Below are 21542 nucleotides of genomic sequence, written 5' to 3' on the forward strand. Positions count from 1 at the left end.
TCCTGATTATGGCGTTATGCCATGCGTTGTCGCTGACCTGTATTTGCCCTTTCCGGGCGCCCCGAGCCTTGTAGAGAGTGGGGTTATTTTTATGGGTACTGCATTTGGGGGGAGGATTATGTTATCCCCTCACCCCGGCCCTCTCCCCAAAGGGGCGAGGGAGAAAAACACCGCACCCTGACCCTCTCCCCTTTGGGGAGAGGGTCAGGGTGAGGGGCGTATCTTGTTGTTACTTCTTCTTAACCGGGCGTTTCCAGCCCTGCTTGCTGACCTGCGGCACACGGCTTAACACCAGCTCGTTCTCGGCCACATCGCGCGTGACGGTTGTCCCGGCGGCAATGGTCACGCCGTTGCCTACGGTAACTGGCGCCACCAGCTGGGTGTCGGAGCCTACAAACACGTCATCGCCGATGATGGTTTTAAACTTGTTGGCACCGTCATAGTTACAGGTGATCGTCCCTGCACCAATGTTTACGTTGTCGCCAATTTCCGCATCGCCCAGATAGGTCAAATGGCCCGCTTTGGAGCCTTTGCCCAGACGCGCCTTTTTCATTTCGACGAAGTTACCTACGTGAGCACCTTCCAGCAGCTCAGCGCCAGGGCGCAGGCGCGCAAACGGGCCGATAGTACACGCCGCATCAAGACGCGCATCTTCCACCACGCTATACGGGCTGATTTCGCAGTCGTCACCGATAACGCTGTTTTTAATCACACAGCCGGTGCCGATTTTGACGCGATTGCCCAGCGTGACGTTACCTTCCAGGATAACGTTATTATCAATTTCAACGTCACGCCCGTGGGTCAGCGTACCGCGCAGATCGAAACGCGCCGGATCGCGCAGCATGACGCCCGCGAGCAACAGTTTTTCTGCCTGCTCGGACTGATAAATGCGCTCAAGGCGGGAAAGCTGGAGACGGTTGTTTACCCCGTCCGTTTCGCTGATACGCGCCGGGTGAACGGCGGCAATCTCACGCCCTTCCTGGTACGCCATCGCGATAATATCAGTGATGTAATACTCACCCTGCGCGTTATTGTTATTAAGCTTAGACAGCCAGCGCTTCATATCCGCACCGTTTGCAATCAGGATGCCGGTGTTGATCTCCTGAATCTGGCGCTGTTCGTCAGTGGCATCTTTATGCTCAACAATCCCCGTCACGTTGCCGTTTTCACGGGTAATACGGCCATAGCCGGTTGGATCGTCCAGCACGACGGTTAACAACCCAATACCACCCTGCGGTTTGGCTTCACGCAGGCGAGTGAGGGTTTCAACGGAGATCAGCGGGACGTCGCCGTAGAGCATCAGGATATCTTCATCATCAGAGAAGAAGGGGGCAGCCTGCTGCATTGCATGACCCGTACCCAGCTGTTCTGCCTGAAGCACCCAGTTGAGATTGTCGTCACGCAGCGTTTTTTTCAGCAGATCGCCGCCATGTCCATATACCAAATGCACCTGGCTGGCGCCTAATGCAGTAGCTGCATCAATAACATGCTGCACCATTGGCTTTCCTGCCAGCGTGTGAAGCACTTTAGGCAGATCGGAATACATGCGGGTACCTTTGCCTGCGGCAAGGATCACCACGCTCATCGCACTGTTTAACATACGCATCCTGACGGTAGTTTGTGTGAGAAGTAAAAACGTTTGATGCTTAAAATTCTACATCTTTTTCATCATGAATTAAGGCCGAAAAAAAAAGCCAGCCTGGGATCCAGACTGGCTTTTGTGCTTTTCAAGCCGGTGTTACATCGCTTTTTTGGTCAACTCGATAACGCGCAGTTTCGCGATCGCTTTGGCCAGCTCCGCAGACGCCTGAGCGTAATCCACGTCACCATGAGAGCTGCTAATGTGCTCTTCAGCCTTACGCTTCGATTCCAGGGCTCGCGCTTCGTCGAGATCCTGGCCACGAATAGCGGTATCGGCCAGAACGGTCACACTGCCAGGCTGCACTTCAAGAATGCCGCCGGACAGATAGATAAACTCTTCATGACCGAACTGTTTAACGATGCGGATCATACCAGGCTTAATGGCGGTGAGCAGCGGTGCGTGACCCGGGAAAATACCCAGTTCACCTTCACTACCCGTTACCTGGATTTTCTCGACCAGACCAGAGAACATTTGTTGCTCTGCGCTGACGACGTCCAGGTGGTAAGTCATTGCCATATCACCCTCCGATTAAGGCGTTAAAGTTTTTTGGCTTTTTCCACGGCTTCTTCGATGGAACCAACCATGTAGAACGCCTGCTCTGGCAGGTGATCGTATTCACCTTCCATGATGCCTTTAAAGCCACGGATGGTGTCTTTCAGGGAAACGTATTTACCCGGAGAACCGGTGAATACTTCCGCAACGAAGAACGGCTGGGACAGGAAGCGCTGGATCTTACGCGCACGTGCTACCACCAGTTTGTCTTCTTCAGACAGTTCATCCATACCCAGGATGGCGATGATGTCTTTCAGTTCCTGGTAACGTTGCAGCAGGGACTGTACGCCACGCGCGGTGTCGTAGTGTTCCTGGCCAACAACCAGTGGATCCAGCTGACGGCTGGTGGAGTCCAGCGGGTCAACGGCCGGGTAGATACCCAGAGACGCGATCTGACGGCTCAGTACCACGGTTGCATCTAAGTGAGCAAAGGTGGTGGCTGGAGATGGGTCAGTCAAGTCATCCGCAGGTACGTATACCGCCTGAACGGAGGTGATAGAACCGGTTTTGGTCGAGGTGATACGTTCCTGAAGAACACCCATCTCTTCCGCAAGCGTTGGCTGATAACCTACCGCTGAAGGCATACGACCCAGCAGTGCAGATACTTCCGTACCGGCCAGGGTGTAACGGTAGATGTTATCGACGAACAGCAGAACGTCACGGCCTTCGTCACGGAACTTCTCAGCCATCGTCAGGCCAGTCAGCGCAACGCGCAGACGGTTTCCTGGTGGCTCGTTCATCTGGCCGTAAACCAGGGATACTTTGTCCAGAACGTTGGAGTCGGTCATTTCGTGGTAGAAGTCGTTACCCTCACGAGTACGTTCACCCACGCCCGCAAACACGGAGTAACCGGAGTGCTCGATCGCGATGTTACGGATCAGCTCCATCATGTTTACGGTTTTACCTACACCCGCACCACCGAACAGACCAACTTTACCGCCCTTCGCAAACGGACACATCAGGTCGATAACTTTGATGCCGGTTTCCAGCAGTTCCTGAGAGCTGGACAGCTCTTCGTAGGAAGGTGCCGCGCGGTGGATAGCCCAACGCTCTTCTTCACCGATGTCGCCTTTCATGTCGATTGGCTGACCCAATACGTTCATGATACGACCCAGCGTTGCTTTACCTACCGGGACTTCGATCGGGTGCTCAAGGTCTTTCACTTCCAGACCACGACGCAGACCGTCGGAAGAACCCATGGCGATGGTACGCACGATACCGCCGCCGAGCTGCTGCTGAACTTCCAGCACCAGGCTCTCGTTACCATTCTGTACCTCAAGCGCGTCGTACACGCGTGGTACGGCGTCCTGAGGGAACTCGACGTCCACCACGGCGCCGATTACCTGGACAATCTTTCCAGTAGCCATCTTGAATCCTCTACGTAATTCGTAAACCTGGTTAAACCGCGGCGGCCCCCGAGACGATCTCGGTGAGTTCCTGAGTAATGCTGGCCTGACGAGCTTTGTTGTAAACCAACTGCAGCTCTTTAATCAGGCTGCCGCCATTATCGGTCGCGGCTTTCATCGCCACCATTCGTGCGGCCTGCTCGCTGGCCAGGTTTTCTACAACGCCCTGATAAACCTGAGATTCAACGTAACGACGCAGCAGGGTATCCAGCAGCGGTTTCGGATCGGGTTCATACAGGTAATCCCAGGCTTTCTGCTTCAGCTCGTCATCTTCTGATGCCGGTAACGGCAGCATCTGAGTGAGCGTTGGAACCTGAGACATGGTGTTAATAAATTTGTTGCTGACAACGTACAGTCTGTCCAGACGGCCTTCATCGTAGGCCTGCAACATCACTTTAACCGGGCCGATCAGTTCGGACAGGGACGGGTTATCACCCATACCGGTCACCTGAGCGACAATGTTGCCACCAACGGAGTTAAAGAAAGAGACGCCTTTAGAGCCAATCAGTGCCAGATCGCACTGAACGCCTTTATCGGACCATGCTTTCATATCCGCCAGCAGTTTTTTGAACAGGTTAATGTTCAAGCCGCCACACAGACCACGGTCAGTCGACACCACCAGGTAGCCCACGCGCTTAACGTCGCGTTCTTCCAGGTAAGGGTGCTTATATTCCAGATTACCGTTTGCAAGGTGACCAATCACTTTGCGCATGGTCTCTGCATAAGGACGGCTGGCCGCCATGCGATCCTGCGATTTACGCATTTTGGAAGCGGCGACCATCTCCATCGCTTTAGTGATCTTTTGCGTGTTCTGGACGCTTGCGATCTTACTACGTATCTCTTTTGCGCCGGCCATGAGCTTCTCCTCAATGCCAGACGGCTTGTCCTGAGACAAGCCGCCGGACGATTACCAGGATTGGGTTGCTTTGAAGGAATCGAGGATAGCTTTCAGCTTGCCTTCGATTTCGTCGTTATAGCCACCGGTCTGGTTGATCTCTTGCATCAGCGGAGCGTGATCACGGTCGACGTAAGCCAGCAGAGCGGCTTCGAAGCTACCGATTTTCGCCAGTTCCACATCTTCGAGGTAACCGCGTTCAGCCGCGAACAGCACCAGGCCCTGCTGAGCAACAGACATTGGCGCGTACTGTTTCTGCTTCAGCAGCTCGGTCACTTTCTGACCGTGGCTCAGCTGTTTACGGGTTGCTTCGTCCAGATCGGATGCGAACTGAGAGAACGCAGCTAGTTCACGATACTGTGCCAGCGCGGTACGGATACCACCGGACAGTTTCTTGATGATCTTGGTCTGAGCAGCACCACCCACACGGGATACGGAGATACCCGGGTTAACCGCCGGACGAATACCGGAGTTAAACAGGTTGGTTTCCAGGAAGATCTGACCATCGGTAATGGAGATTACGTTGGTCGGAACGAACGCAGAAACGTCACCCGCCTGGGTTTCAATGATCGGCAGAGCGGTCAGAGAACCTGTTTTACCCTTCACTTCACCTTTGGTGAAGTTCTCGACGTATTCCGCGTTAACGCGGGAAGCACGCTCCAGCAGACGAGAGTGGAGGTAGAATACGTCGCCCGGGAATGCTTCACGTCCTGGTGGACGACGGAGCAGCAGGGAAACCTGACGATAAGCAACAGCCTGTTTAGACAGGTCATCGTATACGATCAGCGCATCTTCACCGCGGTCACGGAAGTATTCGCCCATTGCGCAACCGGCGTATGGCGCCAGGTATTGCAGTGCAGCAGATTCAGACGCGGTTGCTACCACAACGATGGTGTTAGACAGTGCGCCGTGCTCTTCCAGTTTACGAACCACGTTGGAAATGGTGGACGCTTTCTGGCCGATAGCCACGTACACACATTTGATGCCGGAATCACGCTGGTTGATGATGGCGTCGATTGCCATCGCGGTTTTACCGGTCTGACGGTCACCGATGATCAGTTCACGCTGACCACGACCGATTGGGATCATGGCGTCAACGGACTTATAACCCGTCTGCACTGGCTGATCAACGGACTGACGGTCGATAACGCCTGGTGCGATAACTTCGATTGGGGAGAAGCCATCGTGCTCAACCGGACCTTTACCGTCGATTGGCGCACCCAGGGTGTTAACAACGCGACCCAGCAGGCCACGGCCAACCGGCACTTCCAGAATACGACCCGTACACTTAACCTTCATGCCTTCGGCGAGGTCAGCGTATGGACCCATCACAACGGCACCCACGGAGTCGCGCTCCAGGTTCAGTGCGATAGCGTAACGGTTACCCGGCAGGGAAATCATCTCACCCTGCATACAATCGGCCAGGCCGTGGATGCGGATAACACCGTCACTTACAGAAACAATAGTACCTTCGTTGTGAGCTTCACTCACAACACTGAACTGAGCAATGCGCTGCTTGATCAGTTCGCTGATTTCGGTGGAATTCAGTTGCATGCTCCAGTCCCCTTAAGACTGCAAGACGTCTGCAAGGCGCTCAAGACGGCCGCGTACGCTGCCATCAATGACCATATCACCCGAGCGGATGATTACGCCTGCCATTACAGACTTATCGATTTTGCAATTCAGCTTAACTTTGCGTGACAGACGTTTTTCCATCGCGGCGGTGATTTTCGCAAGCTGTTCGTCACTCAGTTCAGTCGCGGAAGTCACTTCGACTTCGGCAGTGGCTTCACTGAGGGCACGTAAGTGCTCAAACTGCTCGAGAACATCCGGGAGCACACGGAGACGACCATTTTCTGCCATCACCTTAATCAGGTTCTGGCCGTTGGCATCCAGTTGCTCTCCGCACACGGCGATAAACGACGCGGCGAGGGTTTCAGGCGCTAACGCACCGGAAAGCAACTCAGCCATTTGTTCGTTTTTCGTCACTTCAGCGGCAAACGCCAGCATGTTCTGCCAGCGATCGACATTTTGGTGTTCGACAGCAAAGTCAAAAGCTGCTTTGGCGTAGGGGCGAGCTACCGTAACAAATTCAGACATCAGCCCCTCCCTCCTTACAGTTCAGCGACAAGTTTGTCCACGATGTCGCTGTTAGCAGCTTCATCCACGGAACGTTCGATGATCTTCTCGGCGCCAGCAACAGCCAGAATCGCAACCTGCTTACGCAGTTCTTCACGAGCACGTTTACGCTCAGCTTCAATTTCAGCCTGAGCCTGTGTCACGATCTTAGTACGTTCCTGTTCTGCTTCAGCTTTGGCTTCGTCCAGGATCTGAGAACGGCGTTTGTTAGCCTGTTCAATGATTACCTGAGCTTCAGCTTTCGCTTTTTTCAGCTGGTCTGTCGCGTTGGCCTGTGCAAGGTCCAAATCTTTCTTAGCGCGTTCTGCGGAAGCCAGACCGTCAGCAATTTCTTTCTGACGTTTTTCGATGGCAGCCATTAAAGGCGGCCATACATACTTCATGCAGAACCAGACAAAGAGAATAAACGCGATGGCCTGGCCGAGGATTGTTGCGTTCATGTTCACAGCACAATACCTCTTAAATTTCTGTGGCTTGGGGTTTTAAAACAACTACTACGCGACAGCAAACATCACGTACAGACCCAGACCTACAGCGATCATTGGGATTGCATCCACCAGACCCATAACGATAAAGAACTGAGTACGCAGCAGAGGAATCAGATCAGGTTGACGCGCTGCGCCTTCCAGGAATTTACCTCCGAGGATGCCGATACCGATCGCAGCACCGATAGCCGCCAGACCCATCATCACAGCGGCAGCCATGTACAGCAGATCCATATTCAGGTTTTCCATGACAGTCTCCAGTTTGTTTCAATTAAAACGTAGTAGTGTTGGTAAAAAATCAGTGCTCTTCAGACGCCATCGACAGATAGACGATCGTCAGAACCATGAAGATAAAGGCTTGCAGCGTAATGATCAGGATGTGGAAAATGGCCCATGGCACATTCAGAATCCACTGTGACCACCACGGCAGAAGACCCGCGATCAGAATGAAAATCAGCTCACCCGCATACATGTTGCCGAACAGTCGCAGACCCAGTGAAACAGGTTTGGACAGCAGGCTAACGCCTTCCAGGATCAGGTTGACCGGAATAAACGCCCAGTGGTTGAACGGCTGCAAGGTAAGCTCTTTCACAAAGCCGCTTACGCCTTTCATTTTGATGCTGTAGAACAGAATGAGGATAAATACGCCCAGCGCCATCGACAGGGTGATGTTCACGTCGGCAGACGGAACCACGCGCAGTGCAGGCAGGCCAAGTACGTGCTCACCGATCCAAGGTAAGAAATCGATAGGCAGAAGGTCCATCAGGTTCATCAGGAAGACCCAAACGAACACGGTCAGGGCCAGCGGCGCAATCAGCTTGCTCTTACCATGGTACATGTCTTTCACGCTGCCATGGACGAAGCCGATGATCATCTCGATGAACGTCTGGAATTTCCCTGGAACACCGCTGGTCGCCTTTTTAGCAACGCTGCGGAACATGGCCAGGAACAGAAGACCCAAAACCACCGAGAAGAACATGGAGTCGATGTTGATCGTCCAGAAGGTGGCCGGGGGGTTATGTGGATCCACCAGCGAGAATGTACGCAGGTCCAGCTGAAGGTTATTCAGATGGTGACCTATGTAATCCTGCGGCGTCATATTTTCTGAAGCCATGATGCCTTTTACCCTTTGTTATTGATTACAGCTGGAGCCAGAACTTGTACCACCAGCACCAAAACCCACGTTGCTATCAGCGGCATGAATACCACTTTCAAAACCGCCAGCGCCATCACCAGTAGAGCAAAGGTCAGCAACACCTTACACACTTCGCCGAGAGCGAAGGACCAGGCCACGCGGCCTTTGGCGGGTGTATGCGCCTGATGACGCCAGGCAAAAATCATAAACAACACGTTTGGCAGAACCACCGCCAAACCTCCGCACGCGGCGGAGATGCCCCAGAAGGGGTCTTTGAGGCTAAACAGCAGTCCACTTGCTATCACAGCCAGAAACTGAATGAACAGAAGCTTACGAGCAACGTTTCTACTCAAGAGCGACACAGACATCACGTTTTTACTCCTGCTCCCTTCGAGGTATGCCGCGTGTCGTATAAAACGTCCTTTAAGGCTCAGAGTCAAGCATCAAAAAGCGGTCAAATTATACGGTGCGTACCCGTGATTTCAAACATTAAGTAGCGAAAAGGTGAATAAATGTTTAAATATTTTTCCCCAGCGCTATTTTTCAACTTTTGACCAAAGCGTTGACCTTCAGGCGAAACTGCAAACAGCGCGAAAACGTTGGCGATAAAGCGTGCACGAGATCACAAAATGCATATTTGCGATAAAGTTGTATTTATCAAAGACGTAAAACGTTTTATTTCATCTTCATGAATTTAAAGCCAAAAAATCGCAACTATTTTTAAAACAGCCCTGTATACAACAAAAACCTTTTATTGACATTCTTAATAAATATTTAACATTGCATTCTGGTTGCTTCAGCCCACTTTTAGCAGGCTGATATTTTCATTGTTGATTATCTTCATGGTGAATGAATCACCTCAGGTTAACCGCAAGAAAATCCATGGTAACAACAAGGTTAAATTTACAACGGCCAAATCAGCGTGGATGTGCTGCTTTTTAACACGATCAGAACAGCACAAATTCCACATTTTTTATTAGTTTTTTAAAAAGAGTTTGGCTTAATTATCACCAGATGTCGCTCACCCTCGAGCTGAGGGATCTGGAGTTTCTCAATGGATTCGACAGCAAAACCGTCGGGAAGCTGCTCGATTTCGTCTCCCGGAAGTTGCCCTTTCAGCGCATAAAACCTTCCCTTCTCTGCTGGCAGGTGTTTGCACCAGCTCACCATGTCATTGAGTGAGGCAAACGCGCGGCTAATCACGCCATCAAACGGTGGCTCTGCCGGGAACTCCTCTACCCTGCTCTGCACGGGCGTGATGTTTTCCAGCTTCAGCTCATGCTGAACCTGGCGTAAAAAGCGTACACGCTTGCCCAGGCTGTCCAGCAGGGTGAAATGACTCTCTGGTCGTACAATAGACAACGGAACGCCCGGCAAGCCCGGGCCAGTGCCCACGTCGATAAACCGTTCACCGTTCAGATACGGTGCGACCACGATGCTATCGAGAATATGGCGTACCAGCATCTCGTTGGGGTCGCGCACAGACGTCAGGTTGTACGCTTTATTCCATTTGTTCAGCATATCGACATAGGCCACCAGCTGGTTTTTCTGGTGATCGGTGAGCGAAATACCTGCCTGATCCAGCAGACGAGAGAGTTTATTGAGCACGGTGAATACCTGTTGAGAAACTTAAGTGGCGGGTGGCGCTTCGCTAACCCGCCCTAGGGGTTCAGTAGGCCCGGTAAGCGCAGCGCCACCGGGCAATTTTCAGAGTATTACGCGCTGCGGCGCAGCATACCCTGCTTTTTCAGCCACACCAGCAGAATCGAAATCGCGGCAGGTGTGACGCCGGAGATACGTGAGGCCTGGCCAATCGACACAGGTTTGTGATCGTTCAGCTTAGCGATCACTTCGTTGGAAAGGCCCGTCACCTGACGATAGTCCAGCATTTCCGGCAGTAGCGTATTTTCGTTGCGCTGCTGTTTTTCGATCTCATCCTGCTGACGCGCAATATAACCTTCGTATTTCACCTGAATTTCGACCTGCTCAGCCGCTTCCGCGTCTTCAAGGCCCGGTGCGAACGCGGTCAGTTTGACCAGATTCTCGTAGGTGACTTCAGGACGGCGCAGCAGATCTTCGCCACTGGCTTCGCGCGAAAGCGGTGCTGTTAAGTGAGCGTTCACTTCAGCAGCAGTATCCGCCTGCGGGTTCACCCAGGTGGTTTTCAGGCGCTGACGTTCCTGTTCGATACGCTCCAGCTTCTCGTTGAAGCGCGCCCAACGGTCGTCATCCACCAGACCCAGCTCGCGACCGATTTCGGTCAGACGCAGATCAGCGTTGTCTTCGCGCAGCATCAGTCGATATTCCGCACGAGAAGTAAACATGCGGTACGGTTCTTTGGTCCCCAGCGTGCAGAGATCGTCGACCAGAACGCCCAGGTAAGCCTGAGAACGCGCCGGTGCCCAGCCCTCTTTCTCGGCAGAGAAGCGAGCGGCATTCAGACCGGCAAGCAGACCCTGCGCTGCGGCTTCTTCGTACCCGGTGGTGCCGTTAATCTGGCCTGCGAAGAACAGACCCTGGATGAATTTACTTTCCAGCGTCGGCTTCAGGTCACGCGGATCGAAGAAATCGTACTCAATAGCGTAGCCAGGACGAACGATCTTCGCGTTTTCCATCCCCTGCATTGAACGCACAATCTGCATCTGCACGTCGAACGGCAGGCTGGTGGAGATGCCGTTCGGGTAAATTTCGTTAGAGGTCAGCCCTTCCGGTTCGAGGAAGATCTGGTGCTGGTTACGATCGGCAAAGCGCATGACTTTGTCTTCGATCGACGGGCAGTAGCGCGGGCCGATCCCTTCGATCACGCCAGCATACATTGGGCTGCGATCGAGGTTATTGCGGATCACGTCATGGGTTTTTTCATTGGTATGCGTGATGTAGCACGGCACCTGCTGCGGATGTTGCGCCGCATTGCCCATGAACGAGAACACCGGCATCGGGTTATCGCCATGCTGCTGTGCCAGTACGCTGAAATCAATGGTGCGCGCATCAATACGCGGTGGAGTACCGGTTTTCAGGCGGCTTACGCGCAGCGGCAACTCACGCAGACGGCGGGACAGCGGAATCGACGGCGGATCGCCAGCACGGCCACCGCTGTAGTTGTCCAGACCAATATGGATCTTACCGTCCAGGAATGTCCCGACGGTCAGCACCACCGCTTTTGCACGGAACTTCAGACCCATCTGGGTCACGGCGCCGACAACACGATCGTTCTCCACGATAAGATCTTCAACTGCCTGCTGGAAGATCATCAGGTTCGGCTGGTTCTCCAGCGCAGTGCGTACAGCCTGGCGGTACAGCACGCGGTCTGCCTGTGCACGGGTGGCGCGAACAGCCGGGCCTTTACTCGCGTTTAGTATCCTAAACTGAATACCGGCATGATCGATCGCTTTCGCCATCAGGCCGCCAAGTGCATCCACTTCTTTTACCAGGTGTCCTTTCCCAATGCCGCCAATCGCCGGATTACAGGACATTTGTCCCAGCGTGTCGATATTGTGTGTCAAAAGCAGGGTCTGCTGACCCATTCGCGCTGCGGCCATTGCGGCCTCAGTGCCTGCGTGACCCCCGCCAATGATGATGACGTCAAAAGGATCCTGATAAAACATGGTGGTCTGCCTCGCGTAAAGCGGTATGAAAATGGATTGAAGCCCGGGCCGTGGATTCTACTCAACTTTAGTCTTTCGAGAAAGCATTGGGATCCTGGGCTATTAAAAAGAAGATCTTTTTATTTAGAGATCTGTTCTATTGTGATCTCTTATTAGGATCGCAGACCTTTGTGGATAAGTCCGATCCCATAAATAAGATCATGCAGTTAGGAAGGATCGTTTGCTGTGAATGATCGGTGATCCTGGACCGTATAAGCTGGGATCAGATCGCCCCTTTATCCACAGGTCAAAAACTAAGTCAACGTTATTCTTTGGATAACTACGGCTTAATACGAGCTTTTAACCAGAGTTATCCACATCTGATCGCACGATCTTTAATCGTTTTTGAGTAAATTTTTCCATTCCGCGAGCCAGATCTCGGCTGGATCTTCCGGAATATCATGATCGAGGATGTTGATCTTCAGCGTTTCACCCAGCTGTTTTGCTCCGCAGGCGGTTACCGCAGCGTCTACTTTCTCTATTGCGCCACAGAACGTGTCATATTCACGGCTGCCGATCCCCACAGCGCCAAACCGGACGTTTGACAGGTCGGGCTGCTGTTCCAGCAGTTCGTCATATAAAGGTTGCAGGTTATCCGGCAGATCGCCCGCGCCGTGCGTGGAGGTGATCAGCAGCCAGACCCCGTCAGTCGGGAGATCTTCCAGCAGCGGTCCGTGCAGCGTTTGTGTAGAAAAGCCCGCATCTTCCAGCTTCTCAGCCAGATGTTCCGCTACATATTCCGCACCGCCCAGGGTGCTGCCGCTGATAAGGGTAATGTCCGCCATTGATCGCTCGCTCAGGTAAAGAGGCGGCCATTGTACGCTGTGAACGAGCTGGGATCTACCTGTGGAAAATGTGGGAATGAAATTGCCCGATCACGGGCGGATGGTACGCATGATCGGGTTTTGCAGGGAGATCAGGGTTTCGGTGGACTGAATTTCATCGATTGTTTGGATCTTGTTGATAAGTACCTGCTGGAGGGCGTCAATGGATCGGCACATCACCTTTATAAAGATGCTGTAGTGCCCGGTGGTGTAGTACGCCTCGGTGACTTCATCCAGCGCGTTCAGTTTCTCCAGCGCGGAGGGGTAATCTTTGGCGCTTTTCAGAATAATGCCAATGAAGCAGCAGACGTCGTAGCCGAGTTGCTTCGGGCTGACATCAATGCGTGCGCCGGTGATGATCCCGGCCTGCTTCATTTTCTCTACGCGAACGTGAATGGTCCCCGGGCTGACGCCAAATTGTTTCGCCAGTTCGGCATAGGCGGTGCGCGCATTCGCCATTAGCGCTTCCAGGATGCCGCGGTCCAGATTGTCGATCTGATAATTTTCCATAGGTTTTTCTTATGAAGATTAATGAATACGTCTATTCTAGCGTCTTATTTTAACGAATCAAAAGTGAAGGCGGCTTTTTGTTGATGGGTTATTGAATTAACTGCCAGTTCTGTTGCTTAATCATTATCAACAGGACGCAGGAGTATAAATAATGAAAACCGCTTACATCGCAAAACAACGCCAGATCAGTTTCGTAAAATCCCATTTTTCTCGCCAGCTGGAAGAGAAGCTTGGCCTTATTGAAGTTCAGGCGCCGATTCTGAGCCGCGTGGGTGACGGGACGCAGGATAACTTGTCTGGTTGCGAAAAAGCGGTACAGGTAAAAGTGAAAACACTGCCAGACGCCCAGTTCGAAGTGGTTCATTCCCTGGCGAAGTGGAAGCGTCAAACCCTGGGACAACACGACTTCAGCGCGGGCGAAGGGCTTTACACGCACATGAAAGCCCTTCGCCCCGATGAAGACCGTCTCTCCCCAATTCACTCTGTTTACGTTGATCAGTGGGACTGGGAACGCGTAATGGGTGATGGTGAGCGTCACGTCGGTACGCTGAAATCCACCGTAGAGGCGATCTACGCCGGGATCAAAGCAACCGAAGCGGCCGTGAGCAAAGAGTTTGGTCTGGCACCGTTCCTGCCGGAAACGATCCACTTTGTTCACAGTCAGGAACTGCTGAGCCGTTTCCCGGATCTGGATGCCAAAGGCCGCGAGCGGGCGATCGCCAAAGAGCTGGGCGCGGTATTCCTGATCGGCATTGGCGGAAAATTGTCTGATGGTAAACGTCACGACGTCCGTGCGCCGGATTATGATGACTGGAGCACCGTGGGTGAAAGCGAATATGCCGGTCTGAACGGCGATATTCTGGTCTGGAACCCGGTTCTCGAAGATGCGTTTGAACTCTCTTCGATGGGGATCCGCGTGGATGCTGAAGCCCTGAAGCGTCAGCTGGCGGTGACCGGGGATGAAGATCGTCTGCAACTGGAGTGGCATCAGGCGCTGCTGCGCGGTGAGATGCCGCAAACCATCGGCGGTGGTATCGGTCAGTCCCGTCTGACCATGCTGCTGCTGCAACTGTCCCATATCGGTCAGGTGCAGTGTGGTGTCTGGCCGCAGCAGGTACGTGAAAGCGTCGGTTCTCTTCTTTAATTAACGCCGCCAGCGTCTGAGCAGGCGGCTACGCAACCCGGTATCAAAGCGCCAGATGTGATCGAAAATGCGCATGATGCCGGGTTTTCCATGTGCGGACATCGCAACGGCATGGAAACGGTGCTGATGTACCCGCTGTAACTCCTTCACCTTACTCACGACGTCATCCGGCAGCCGCTGGGCAATAAAATCGGAAATCACCACCGCGTCTGCGTCGTACCAGTCACCGCCCTGCATACGCTCAATGATGCTGCGAAAACAGCTGGCCAGATCGGTGCCGCCGCGAAAACGCTGGCTTAAAAAGCGGATCGCCTGCTCCAGACCCTGTGGGCTGGTCAGTTCATACCCCACCACTTCGCTGGAAAAGAGCATGATATAGCAGCGACGACGATCGGCGAGCGCCACGCGCATCAGGGCCAGGCAGAACGCTTTTGCACACTGTTCATTAAACCCCCCCATCGATCCGGACGTATCGACGCAAACAATAAAAGGCCCGCGCGGTTGCTCGTCAAAATCCTGATGCACCACCGGGCGCTGGCTGATCTTCTCGCGCCAGGCTTCACCGTGCAGCCGGTAGGTAAGAAGCTGCTTTTCCACCAGCCGACGATAAAACTCATACTCCAGTTCGGTCATTCCCAGCGTGCTGAGTTCCGTAGGCAGCAGGCGCAGGATGTCATCGCTTTGCTGTAACCCGTCCACCTGCTCCGGCACGGTGGAGGGTTCGCGTACCAGCGTACGGAAGGTTTCCATCGGCGCATCTTTCTTTGGGACCGACCGGGCCTCCCGGGACCGGCCAAGCTGTTCTGCGAGCTTCATCAGCTCCGGCTGTTGTGCCAGAAAGTCGCCGTACTTCACAATCAATTGATAATCGCCGCGTTTTAACTGACCGGCACTCATATCCCAGAGTCGACCGGCGGCGTTTTCATTTTCCACCAGCACCTGTTCTAACTGGCCGCTCAGGGTCATTCGCTCCTGGACTTCACTGAGCAACTGTTCGCGCTCTTCATCCAGCAACTGCTGATTAAGGGCCGTGGCCTGGACCACAAGACTCAGTCGCCAGCGCTGTAAAAACAGGGTATGCAGGGCGGGAGTGAAGCTGGGGTTGTCCGTGACCAGCGCTCTGGCCTGGCTGGCAAACGGGGAGTGAACGTTATCAAGCAGCGTCAGGGTTTGCTGAAGCTGAGCAATAAACTGCGGCGTTGAAAGCCGCTGGCACTGCTGGTAACCAGCCACTTCCTCTGTCAGTTCCGGCGGGACTTCCGTCTCCTTAAACCGCTGGCGCAGGTTATCGCGCCAGCGGGGGAGATCGTCCGTCATTGCCTTTCTGAGCTTCGGGAATTTTTCAAAGAAAGCCGCCAGCTGCGGTGACGCAAGAAGGGTAATGACAACTTCCTCGATCAACCCTTCCTCGCTAACCGCCAGCATGACGTTAAGCGTGTCCAGCGTTAGCATTGACGCGCCTGTTTGATCTGCGCGCTGACATCCTGCAAGCTGGCTTCAATACGACCTAACCAGTCGCTATGGATAAAGAGGCATTTCTGCTGCTCGCTGAAGCGCGTGTGCTGCTGATGCCATTCGTTATCCAGCGCTTCGAGCTGCTGTTTGATCTCCTCCGGAAGAGTGTCGGAGGCGGTGCCCGGCAGCGCCAGGCGCGATCCCTGAAGGCTGACGTCGCGGATCACAAGGTGCTGGCTGCTGTCGACTTCCATCGACAGCGGCTGTGCAAAGCCAATACCGTTGAGTTTACCGCGGATCTCGCCGCCCTTATCCAGCCACTGAACCAGCGCAACGCGTTCGATCGTCACGTGCACCACCTGCATATCATGAAGCTTCAGCGGCTGCTGAAGAAGAAGCGTGAGCGAGGCGTCAGTCAGCTCGGCTGGCAGTTCATAGTGCGGTTTACGGGCAAACATCCCGCCAAGACGGTTCACTTTCAGCGCGGTTTTGTCACTTTGCTGCTGCTGGAGCTGAAGGCGACGTTGGGCAATCGCACCCAGTTGATTAAGCATGGATTGCTGGCCCCACGCGTGTCCGGTCATCAAAACGTCCAGCTGCTGCTGCATCAGATTCATCCCTTCTGCGTCGTGCCAAAGACAGTCTTTCAGCAGGATCAGATCGACAGGGGCGACAGCATCGCGGCCGCTGAACAGGGCGCTTGCCTGGAGCAGGCGAATGGCTTTTTTCCAGCGACGGTCAGAGACATACGGCGCAGAAGGCAGTAAATCAAGCTGCTGGCGCAGCATGAAGATCAGCTCAAAAACGGCATCGGGCAGTTTTATCTTGCCGATCTCTTCCTGCCACTGGTGGTATTCCTCGTCCGTGACCTGTAATGACGCTGCCACCGGGTTTTCGTTTTCATCCTGCTGGCTCACCAGCATGGAGCGGAAGTTTGATTTATCCTGGACTTTATCCAGCCACAGGCGGATCAGCATACGGTCATACAGCGCTTCCAGGCTGCTGTCGGCTTCGGGCAGTTCGTTTGACGCGGCCACCAGCAGGCGCATGGGGATCTTCTCTTCGCTGGCGCCGTTGCGGAAGCGGCGTTCGTTAATTGCCGTCAGCAGGGTATTCAGAATGGCCGGGCCAGCTTTCCAGATCTCATCAAGAAAGACGATTTCCGCTTCCGGGAGATAGCCCGCTGTCAGACGTTCATAGCGTCCCTCATCTTTTAACGCCTGAATGGAGAGCGGGCCGAACACTTCTTCCGGCGTGGAGAAGCGCGTCATCAAATACTCAAATGCGCGCGCGTTCTGGAAAGCGAATTTGAGGCGGCGTGCGATCAGACTTTTGGCAATGCCCGGTGGGCCAAGCAGAAACACGCTTTCCCCGCTCAGCGCCGCCAGTAAACAGAGGCGAATGGCGTGGCTACGCTCGTAAAGGCCTTTCTCCAGCGCGCTGCTGAGGCGGGAAATTCTTTCTGCTAATAAATGTGAGTGAGCCATAATAGTTTTGCATCCTTTCGCCGTCGTGGCGGCTAATTGAAGCGAGTATAGACGTTTCGGTCTGGCCTGGTAATAGGCTGAAGTGCGGCGCTATTTTCTTTGCGCTACATTAATGCGGCTGCATTTAGGGGTACGATTTTGCATTGAATCGTGCATACTGTGCGCTTTTTGTGGGCCAAGGGACTAAGCACACATTTGTTATTCAAACGAAAAGACTAGTCTATGAGCACTGATAATAAGCAATCATTACCCGCAGTAACGCTTGCGGCGATCGGGGTTGTCTACGGTGATATCGGCACCAGCCCGCTTTATACGCTTCGTGAATGTCTGTCCGGTCAGTTTGGTTTTGGTGTAGAGCGTGACGCCGTCTTTGGTTTTCTCTCGCTCATCTTCTGGCTGCTGATCCTGGTGGTCTCCCTTAAGTATCTCTCTTTCGTTATGCGGGCTGATAACGCGGGCGAGGGCGGTATTCTGACCCTGATGTCCCTTGCCGGGCGCAATACGTCTGCAAGAATGACCTCCGTGCTGGTCATCATTGGCCTGATTGGCGGCAGCTTCTTCTATGGGGAAGTGGTGATTACGCCAGCGATTTCGGTGATGTCAGCCATAGAGGGGCTGGAGATTGTCGCGCCACAGCTTGATACGTGGGTGGTGCCACTCGCTATTATCGTGCTGACGTTGCTGTTTGCTATACAAAAACACGGTACCGGGCTGGTGGGTAAGCTGTTCGCGCCTATTATGCTGGCCTGGTTCCTGATCCTGGCGGCGCTGGGCTTACGCAGCATTATCGCCAACCCGGATGTCCTGCACGCGTTGAACCCAATGTGGGCGGTGCATTTCTTCCTTGAATATAAAGTGGTGTCGTTTGTGGCCCTGGGCGCGGTGGTGCTTTCCATTACCGGTGTTGAAGCGCTGTATGCGGATATGGGCCACTTCGGGAAACTCCCTATTCGCGTCGCCTGGTTTAGCGTGGTCTTGCCTTCACTGGTGCTGAATTACTTCGGTCAGGGCGCGCTGCTGCTTGCACACCCTGAAGCGATCAAAAACCCGTTCTTCCTGCTGGCGCCGGACTGGGCGCTGGTTCCGATGCTGATCCTGGCGACGCTGGCGACGGTCATTGCCTCTCAGGCTGTCATTTCCGGCGTCTTCTCCCTGACGCGTCAGGCCGTGCGTTTGGGTTATCTCTCCCCAATGCGCATTATCCATACCTCGGAGATGGAGTCTGGCCAGATCTACATTCCGTTCGTCAACTGGCTGCTCTATTTCGCGGTGGTGATTGTTATCGTCAGCTTTGAGCACTCCAGTAACCTGGCGGCGGCGTACGGTATTGCGGTGACCGGAACGATGGTGTTGACCTCTATTCTCTCCACCACCGTGGCGTACCGTAACTGGCACTGGAATAAGTTCCTCGTGGGGCTGATCCTGGTGGGCTTCCTCTGCATCGACGTGCCGCTGTTCTCTGCAAACCTCGACAAGATTGTCTCCGGTGGCTGGTTACCGCTGACGCTGGGCCTGGTGATGTTTATCGTGATGACGACGTGGAAGAGCGAACGTTTCCGCCTGCTGCGTCGCATGCATGAGCACGGTAACTCTCTGGAGGCGATGATCGCCTCACTGGAGAAATCTCCGCCGGTGCGCGTGCCGGGCACGGCGGTGTATATGTCTCGTGCGCTGAACGTGATCCCGTTTGCGCTGATGCATAATCTCAAGCACAACAAAGTGCTGCACGAGCGCGTGATCCTGCTGACGCTGCGTACCGAAGATGCGCCATATGTTCACAACGTGCGTCGCGTACAGATTGAACAGCTATCGCCGACCTTCTGGCGCGTGGTGGCAAGCTACGGCTGGCGCGAAACCCCGAATGTGGAAGAGGTATTCCACCGCTGCGGTCTGGAAGGTCTGAGTTGCCGCATGATGGAGACGTCGTTCTTTATGTCCCACGAGTCGCTGATCATCGGCAAGCGCCCATGGTATCTGCGTCTGCGCGGCAAGCTGTATCTCATCCTGCAACGTAACGCCCTGCGTGCGCCTGACCAGTTTGAAATCCCGCCGAATCGCGTGATTGAGCTGGGGACGCAGGTCGAGATTTAAGTCCTTCTGAAAATGCCGGGTGACGCTGCGCTTACCCGGCCTACCAAACCCTCAACACACCCGCCTGAATTACCTCCACGTTTCACTTAGCGAAACGTTTCGACGTTGATCACAAATCCGTTACGTCATGATGGTTTTCTGAACACTTCTGCGGCTACACTGTTTTTAGCGAAACGTTTCGCTAGTGGAGCAAAAAATGAAGAAAGGCACAGTACTCAACTCAGAAATTTCATCGGTGATTTCCCGTCTTGGGCATACCGATACGCTGGTGGTTTGCGATGCAGGCTTACCGGTTCCGCGCAGCACAACCCGTATCGATATGGCGTTAACGCAGGGCGTACCCTCGTTCATGCAGGTACTGGAAGTGGTCACCGCGGAGATGCAGGTTGAGGCGGCCATTCTCGCAGCGGAAATCAAACAACATAATCCGCAACTCCACGAAACGTTGCTCAGCCACATTGAGCAACTGCAACAGCACCAGGGAAACACTATAGAAATTCGTTACACAACGCACGAGCAGTTCAAACAACAAACCGCAGACAGTCAGGCGGTGATTCGCAGCGGGGAGTGTTCCCCGTATGCGAATATCATTCTCTGTGCTGGCGTCACCTTCTGAGGCCATCATGGACGCATTACTGCAACTCAAAGGGATCGATAAGTCGTTCCCGGGCGTAAAAGCCCTCTCCGGCGCGGCGCTGAACGTCTATTCCGGGCGCGTCATGGCGCTGGTGGGCGAGAACGGCGCGGGCAAATCCACCATGATGAAAGTGCTGACCGGGATCTATCAACGCGATGCCGGTTCGCTACTGTGGCTGGGTAAAGAGACTACCTTCAACGGCCCGAAATCTTCTCAGGAAGCGGGCATCGGCATCATCCACCAGGAGTTGAACCTGATCCCGCAGCTCACCATTGCGGAGAACATCTTCCTCGGCCGTGAGTTTGTGAACCGCTTTGGCAAAATCGACTGGAAAACCATGTACGCCGAAGCGGACAAACTGCTGGCGAAGCTGAATCTGCGCTTTAAGAGCGACCGCCTGGTGGGCGACCTCTCTATCGGCGATCAGCAGATGGTGGAAATTGCGAAGGTGCTGAGCTTTGAGTCAAAGGTCATCATCATGGATGAACCGACCGATGCCCTGACCGATACCGAAACCGAATCCCTGTTCCGCGTGATCCGCGAACTGAAATCCCAGGGGCGCGGCATTGTTTATATCTCTCACCGCATGAAAGAGATCTTCGAGATCTGCGATGACGTGACCGTCTTCCGCGACGGGCAGTTTATTGCCGAGCGTGAAGTGGCCACCCTGACCGAAGATTCGCTTATCGAAATGATGGTGGGACGTAAACTCGAAGACCAGTATCCGCGTCTGGATAAAGCGCCGGGAGAGATCCGCCTGAAGGTGGATAACCTCTGCGGGCCGGGCGTCAACGACGTCTCCTTTACCCTGCGCCAGGGCGAGATCCTCGGCGTCGCGGGCCTGATGGGCGCGGGGCGTACCGAACTAATGAAAGTGCTCTACGGCGCACTGCCGCGCACCAGCGGTTACGTTACTCTCGACGGTCATGAAGTGGTCACCCGCTCGCCGCAGGATGGCCTGGCGAACGGCATTGTCTATATCTCCGAAGACCGTAAGCGCGACGGCTTAGTGCTGGGCATGTCGGTGAAAGAGAACATGTCCCTGACGGCGCTACGCTATTTCAGCCGCAGCGGCGGCAGCCTGAAACACAAAGATGAACAGCAGGCGGTCAGCGATTTTATCCGTCTCTTTAACGTTAAAACCCCATCGATGGAGCAGGCGATTGGCCTGTTGTCCGGCGGGAATCAGCAGAAAGTGGCAATTGCCCGCGGGCTGATGACGCGCCCGAAAGTGCTGATCCTCGATGAGCCAACCCGTGGCGTGGACGTGGGGGCGAAAAAAGAGATCTATCAGCTGATTAACCAGTTCAAGGCCGACGGTCTGAGCATCATTCTGGTCTCTTCCGAGATGCCAGAAGTATTAGGCATGAGCGATCGCATTATCGTCATGCATGAAGGGCATCTCGGCGGTGAATTCACTCGCGAGCAGGCCACCCAGGAAGTTCTGATGGCTGCCGCTGTGGGCAAGCTTAATCGCGTGAATCAGGAGTAAGAAG

Annotated in this window: 20 protein-coding genes; 4 read left to right on the forward strand and 16 right to left on the reverse strand. The window is 54.0% G+C overall.

Annotated elements, in window-relative coordinates; all coding sequences use genetic code 11:
• Positions 1-229 precede the first annotated feature (229 nt).
• From glmU to asnC, 14 genes are all read right to left on the reverse strand, one after another.
• Positions 230-1600 carry a bifunctional UDP-N-acetylglucosamine diphosphorylase/glucosamine-1-phosphate N-acetyltransferase GlmU gene (gene glmU / locus BH712_RS14655; protein ID WP_006808753.1) on the reverse strand — a complete coding sequence of 457 codons (1371 nt, stop codon included), beginning with the start codon at positions 1598-1600 and terminating at the stop codon, positions 230-232.
• Positions 1601-1738: 138 nt separating this feature from the next.
• A complete protein-coding gene (locus BH712_RS14660) occupies positions 1739-2158 on the reverse strand; it encodes a F0F1 ATP synthase subunit epsilon (protein WP_006177560.1) in 420 nt (139 codons plus the stop codon).
• A 20-nt stretch (positions 2159-2178) separates the two neighbouring features.
• Entirely contained in the window at positions 2179-3561 is a 1383-nt protein-coding gene (atpD, locus tag BH712_RS14665) for a F0F1 ATP synthase subunit beta (protein WP_003862362.1), read from the reverse strand.
• A gap of 31 nt (positions 3562-3592) precedes the next feature.
• Entirely contained in the window at positions 3593-4456 is an 864-nt protein-coding gene (gene atpG, locus BH712_RS14670; RefSeq protein ID WP_032673476.1) for a F0F1 ATP synthase subunit gamma, read from the reverse strand.
• Positions 4457-4507: 51 nt separating this feature from the next.
• Positions 4508-6049 (reverse strand): F0F1 ATP synthase subunit alpha, encoded by a 1542-nt coding sequence (gene atpA / locus BH712_RS14675; RefSeq protein WP_006808751.1) that lies wholly within the window; start codon positions 6047-6049, stop codon positions 4508-4510.
• Between the two features lie 12 nt (positions 6050-6061).
• The gene (gene atpH / locus BH712_RS14680) at positions 6062-6595 is read right to left on the reverse strand and encodes a F0F1 ATP synthase subunit delta (protein ID WP_003862369.1); all 534 of its coding nucleotides are present in this window, start codon (positions 6593-6595) and stop codon (positions 6062-6064) included.
• A gap of 14 nt (positions 6596-6609) precedes the next feature.
• Positions 6610-7080, reverse strand: coding sequence for a F0F1 ATP synthase subunit B (gene atpF, locus BH712_RS14685; protein ID WP_003862370.1), 471 nt, complete (start codon positions 7078-7080; stop codon positions 6610-6612).
• Positions 7081-7128: 48 nt separating this feature from the next.
• Positions 7129-7368 (reverse strand): F0F1 ATP synthase subunit C, encoded by a 240-nt coding sequence (gene atpE, locus BH712_RS14690; RefSeq protein ID WP_000429386.1) that lies wholly within the window; start codon positions 7366-7368, stop codon positions 7129-7131.
• Positions 7369-7417: 49 nt separating this feature from the next.
• Positions 7418-8233, reverse strand: a complete 816-nt coding sequence (gene atpB / locus BH712_RS14695) for a F0F1 ATP synthase subunit A (protein ID WP_003862373.1) — start codon at positions 8231-8233, stop codon at positions 7418-7420.
• A gap of 8 nt (positions 8234-8241) precedes the next feature.
• Positions 8242-8622, reverse strand: coding sequence for a F0F1 ATP synthase subunit I (atpI, locus tag BH712_RS14700; protein ID WP_003862375.1), 381 nt, complete (start codon positions 8620-8622; stop codon positions 8242-8244).
• Positions 8623-9238: 616 nt separating this feature from the next.
• A complete protein-coding gene (rsmG, locus tag BH712_RS14705) occupies positions 9239-9862 on the reverse strand; it encodes a 16S rRNA (guanine(527)-N(7))-methyltransferase RsmG (protein WP_006808749.1) in 624 nt (207 codons plus the stop codon).
• A 107-nt stretch (positions 9863-9969) separates the two neighbouring features.
• Complete coding sequence (mnmG, locus tag BH712_RS14710; RefSeq protein WP_006808748.1) at positions 9970-11859, reverse strand: tRNA uridine-5-carboxymethylaminomethyl(34) synthesis enzyme MnmG; 1890 nt, start codon at positions 11857-11859, stop codon at positions 9970-9972.
• A gap of 374 nt (positions 11860-12233) precedes the next feature.
• The gene (gene mioC / locus BH712_RS14715) at positions 12234-12683 is read right to left on the reverse strand and encodes an FMN-binding protein MioC (RefSeq protein WP_006808747.1); all 450 of its coding nucleotides are present in this window, start codon (positions 12681-12683) and stop codon (positions 12234-12236) included.
• A 90-nt stretch (positions 12684-12773) separates the two neighbouring features.
• A complete protein-coding gene (gene asnC, locus BH712_RS14720) occupies positions 12774-13232 on the reverse strand; it encodes a transcriptional regulator AsnC (RefSeq protein ID WP_003862383.1) in 459 nt (152 codons plus the stop codon).
• A 151-nt stretch (positions 13233-13383) separates the two neighbouring features.
• On the opposite strand from asnC, the gene asnA reads away from it, so the two are divergent.
• Entirely contained in the window at positions 13384-14376 is a 993-nt protein-coding gene (asnA, locus tag BH712_RS14725; RefSeq protein WP_003862385.1) for an aspartate--ammonia ligase, read from the forward strand.
• Here asnA and viaA read toward each other — a convergent pair whose 3' ends face one another.
• Together viaA and ravA are read right to left on the reverse strand one after the other, a co-directional pair.
• A complete protein-coding gene (viaA, locus tag BH712_RS14730; protein ID WP_006808746.1) occupies positions 14377-15828 on the reverse strand; it encodes an ATPase RavA stimulator ViaA in 1452 nt (483 codons plus the stop codon).
• On the reverse strand, positions 15822-17318 hold the full coding sequence (gene ravA, locus BH712_RS14735; RefSeq protein WP_006808745.1) for an ATPase RavA: 1497 nt from the start codon (positions 17316-17318) through the stop codon (positions 15822-15824). Before ravA ends, viaA begins: the two co-directional genes overlap by 7 nt.
• A 222-nt stretch (positions 17319-17540) precedes the next feature.
• On the opposite strand from ravA, the gene kup reads away from it, so the two are divergent.
• From kup to rbsA, 3 genes are all read left to right on the forward strand, one after another.
• On the forward strand, positions 17541-19409 hold the full coding sequence (gene kup, locus BH712_RS14740) for a low affinity potassium transporter Kup (protein ID WP_006808744.1): 1869 nt from the start codon (positions 17541-17543) through the stop codon (positions 19407-19409).
• A gap of 196 nt (positions 19410-19605) precedes the next feature.
• The gene (rbsD, locus tag BH712_RS14745) at positions 19606-20025 is read left to right on the forward strand and encodes a D-ribose pyranase (RefSeq protein WP_003862392.1); all 420 of its coding nucleotides are present in this window, start codon (positions 19606-19608) and stop codon (positions 20023-20025) included.
• A gap of 7 nt (positions 20026-20032) precedes the next feature.
• Complete coding sequence (gene rbsA, locus BH712_RS14750; RefSeq protein WP_006808743.1) at positions 20033-21538, forward strand: ribose ABC transporter ATP-binding protein RbsA; 1506 nt, start codon at positions 20033-20035, stop codon at positions 21536-21538.
• Positions 21539-21542: the final 4 nt, after the last annotated feature.

Origin of the sequence: Enterobacter hormaechei ATCC 49162 (assembly GCF_001875655.1) — a bacterium.
GTDB lineage: Bacteria > Pseudomonadota > Gammaproteobacteria > Enterobacterales > Enterobacteriaceae > Enterobacter > Enterobacter hormaechei.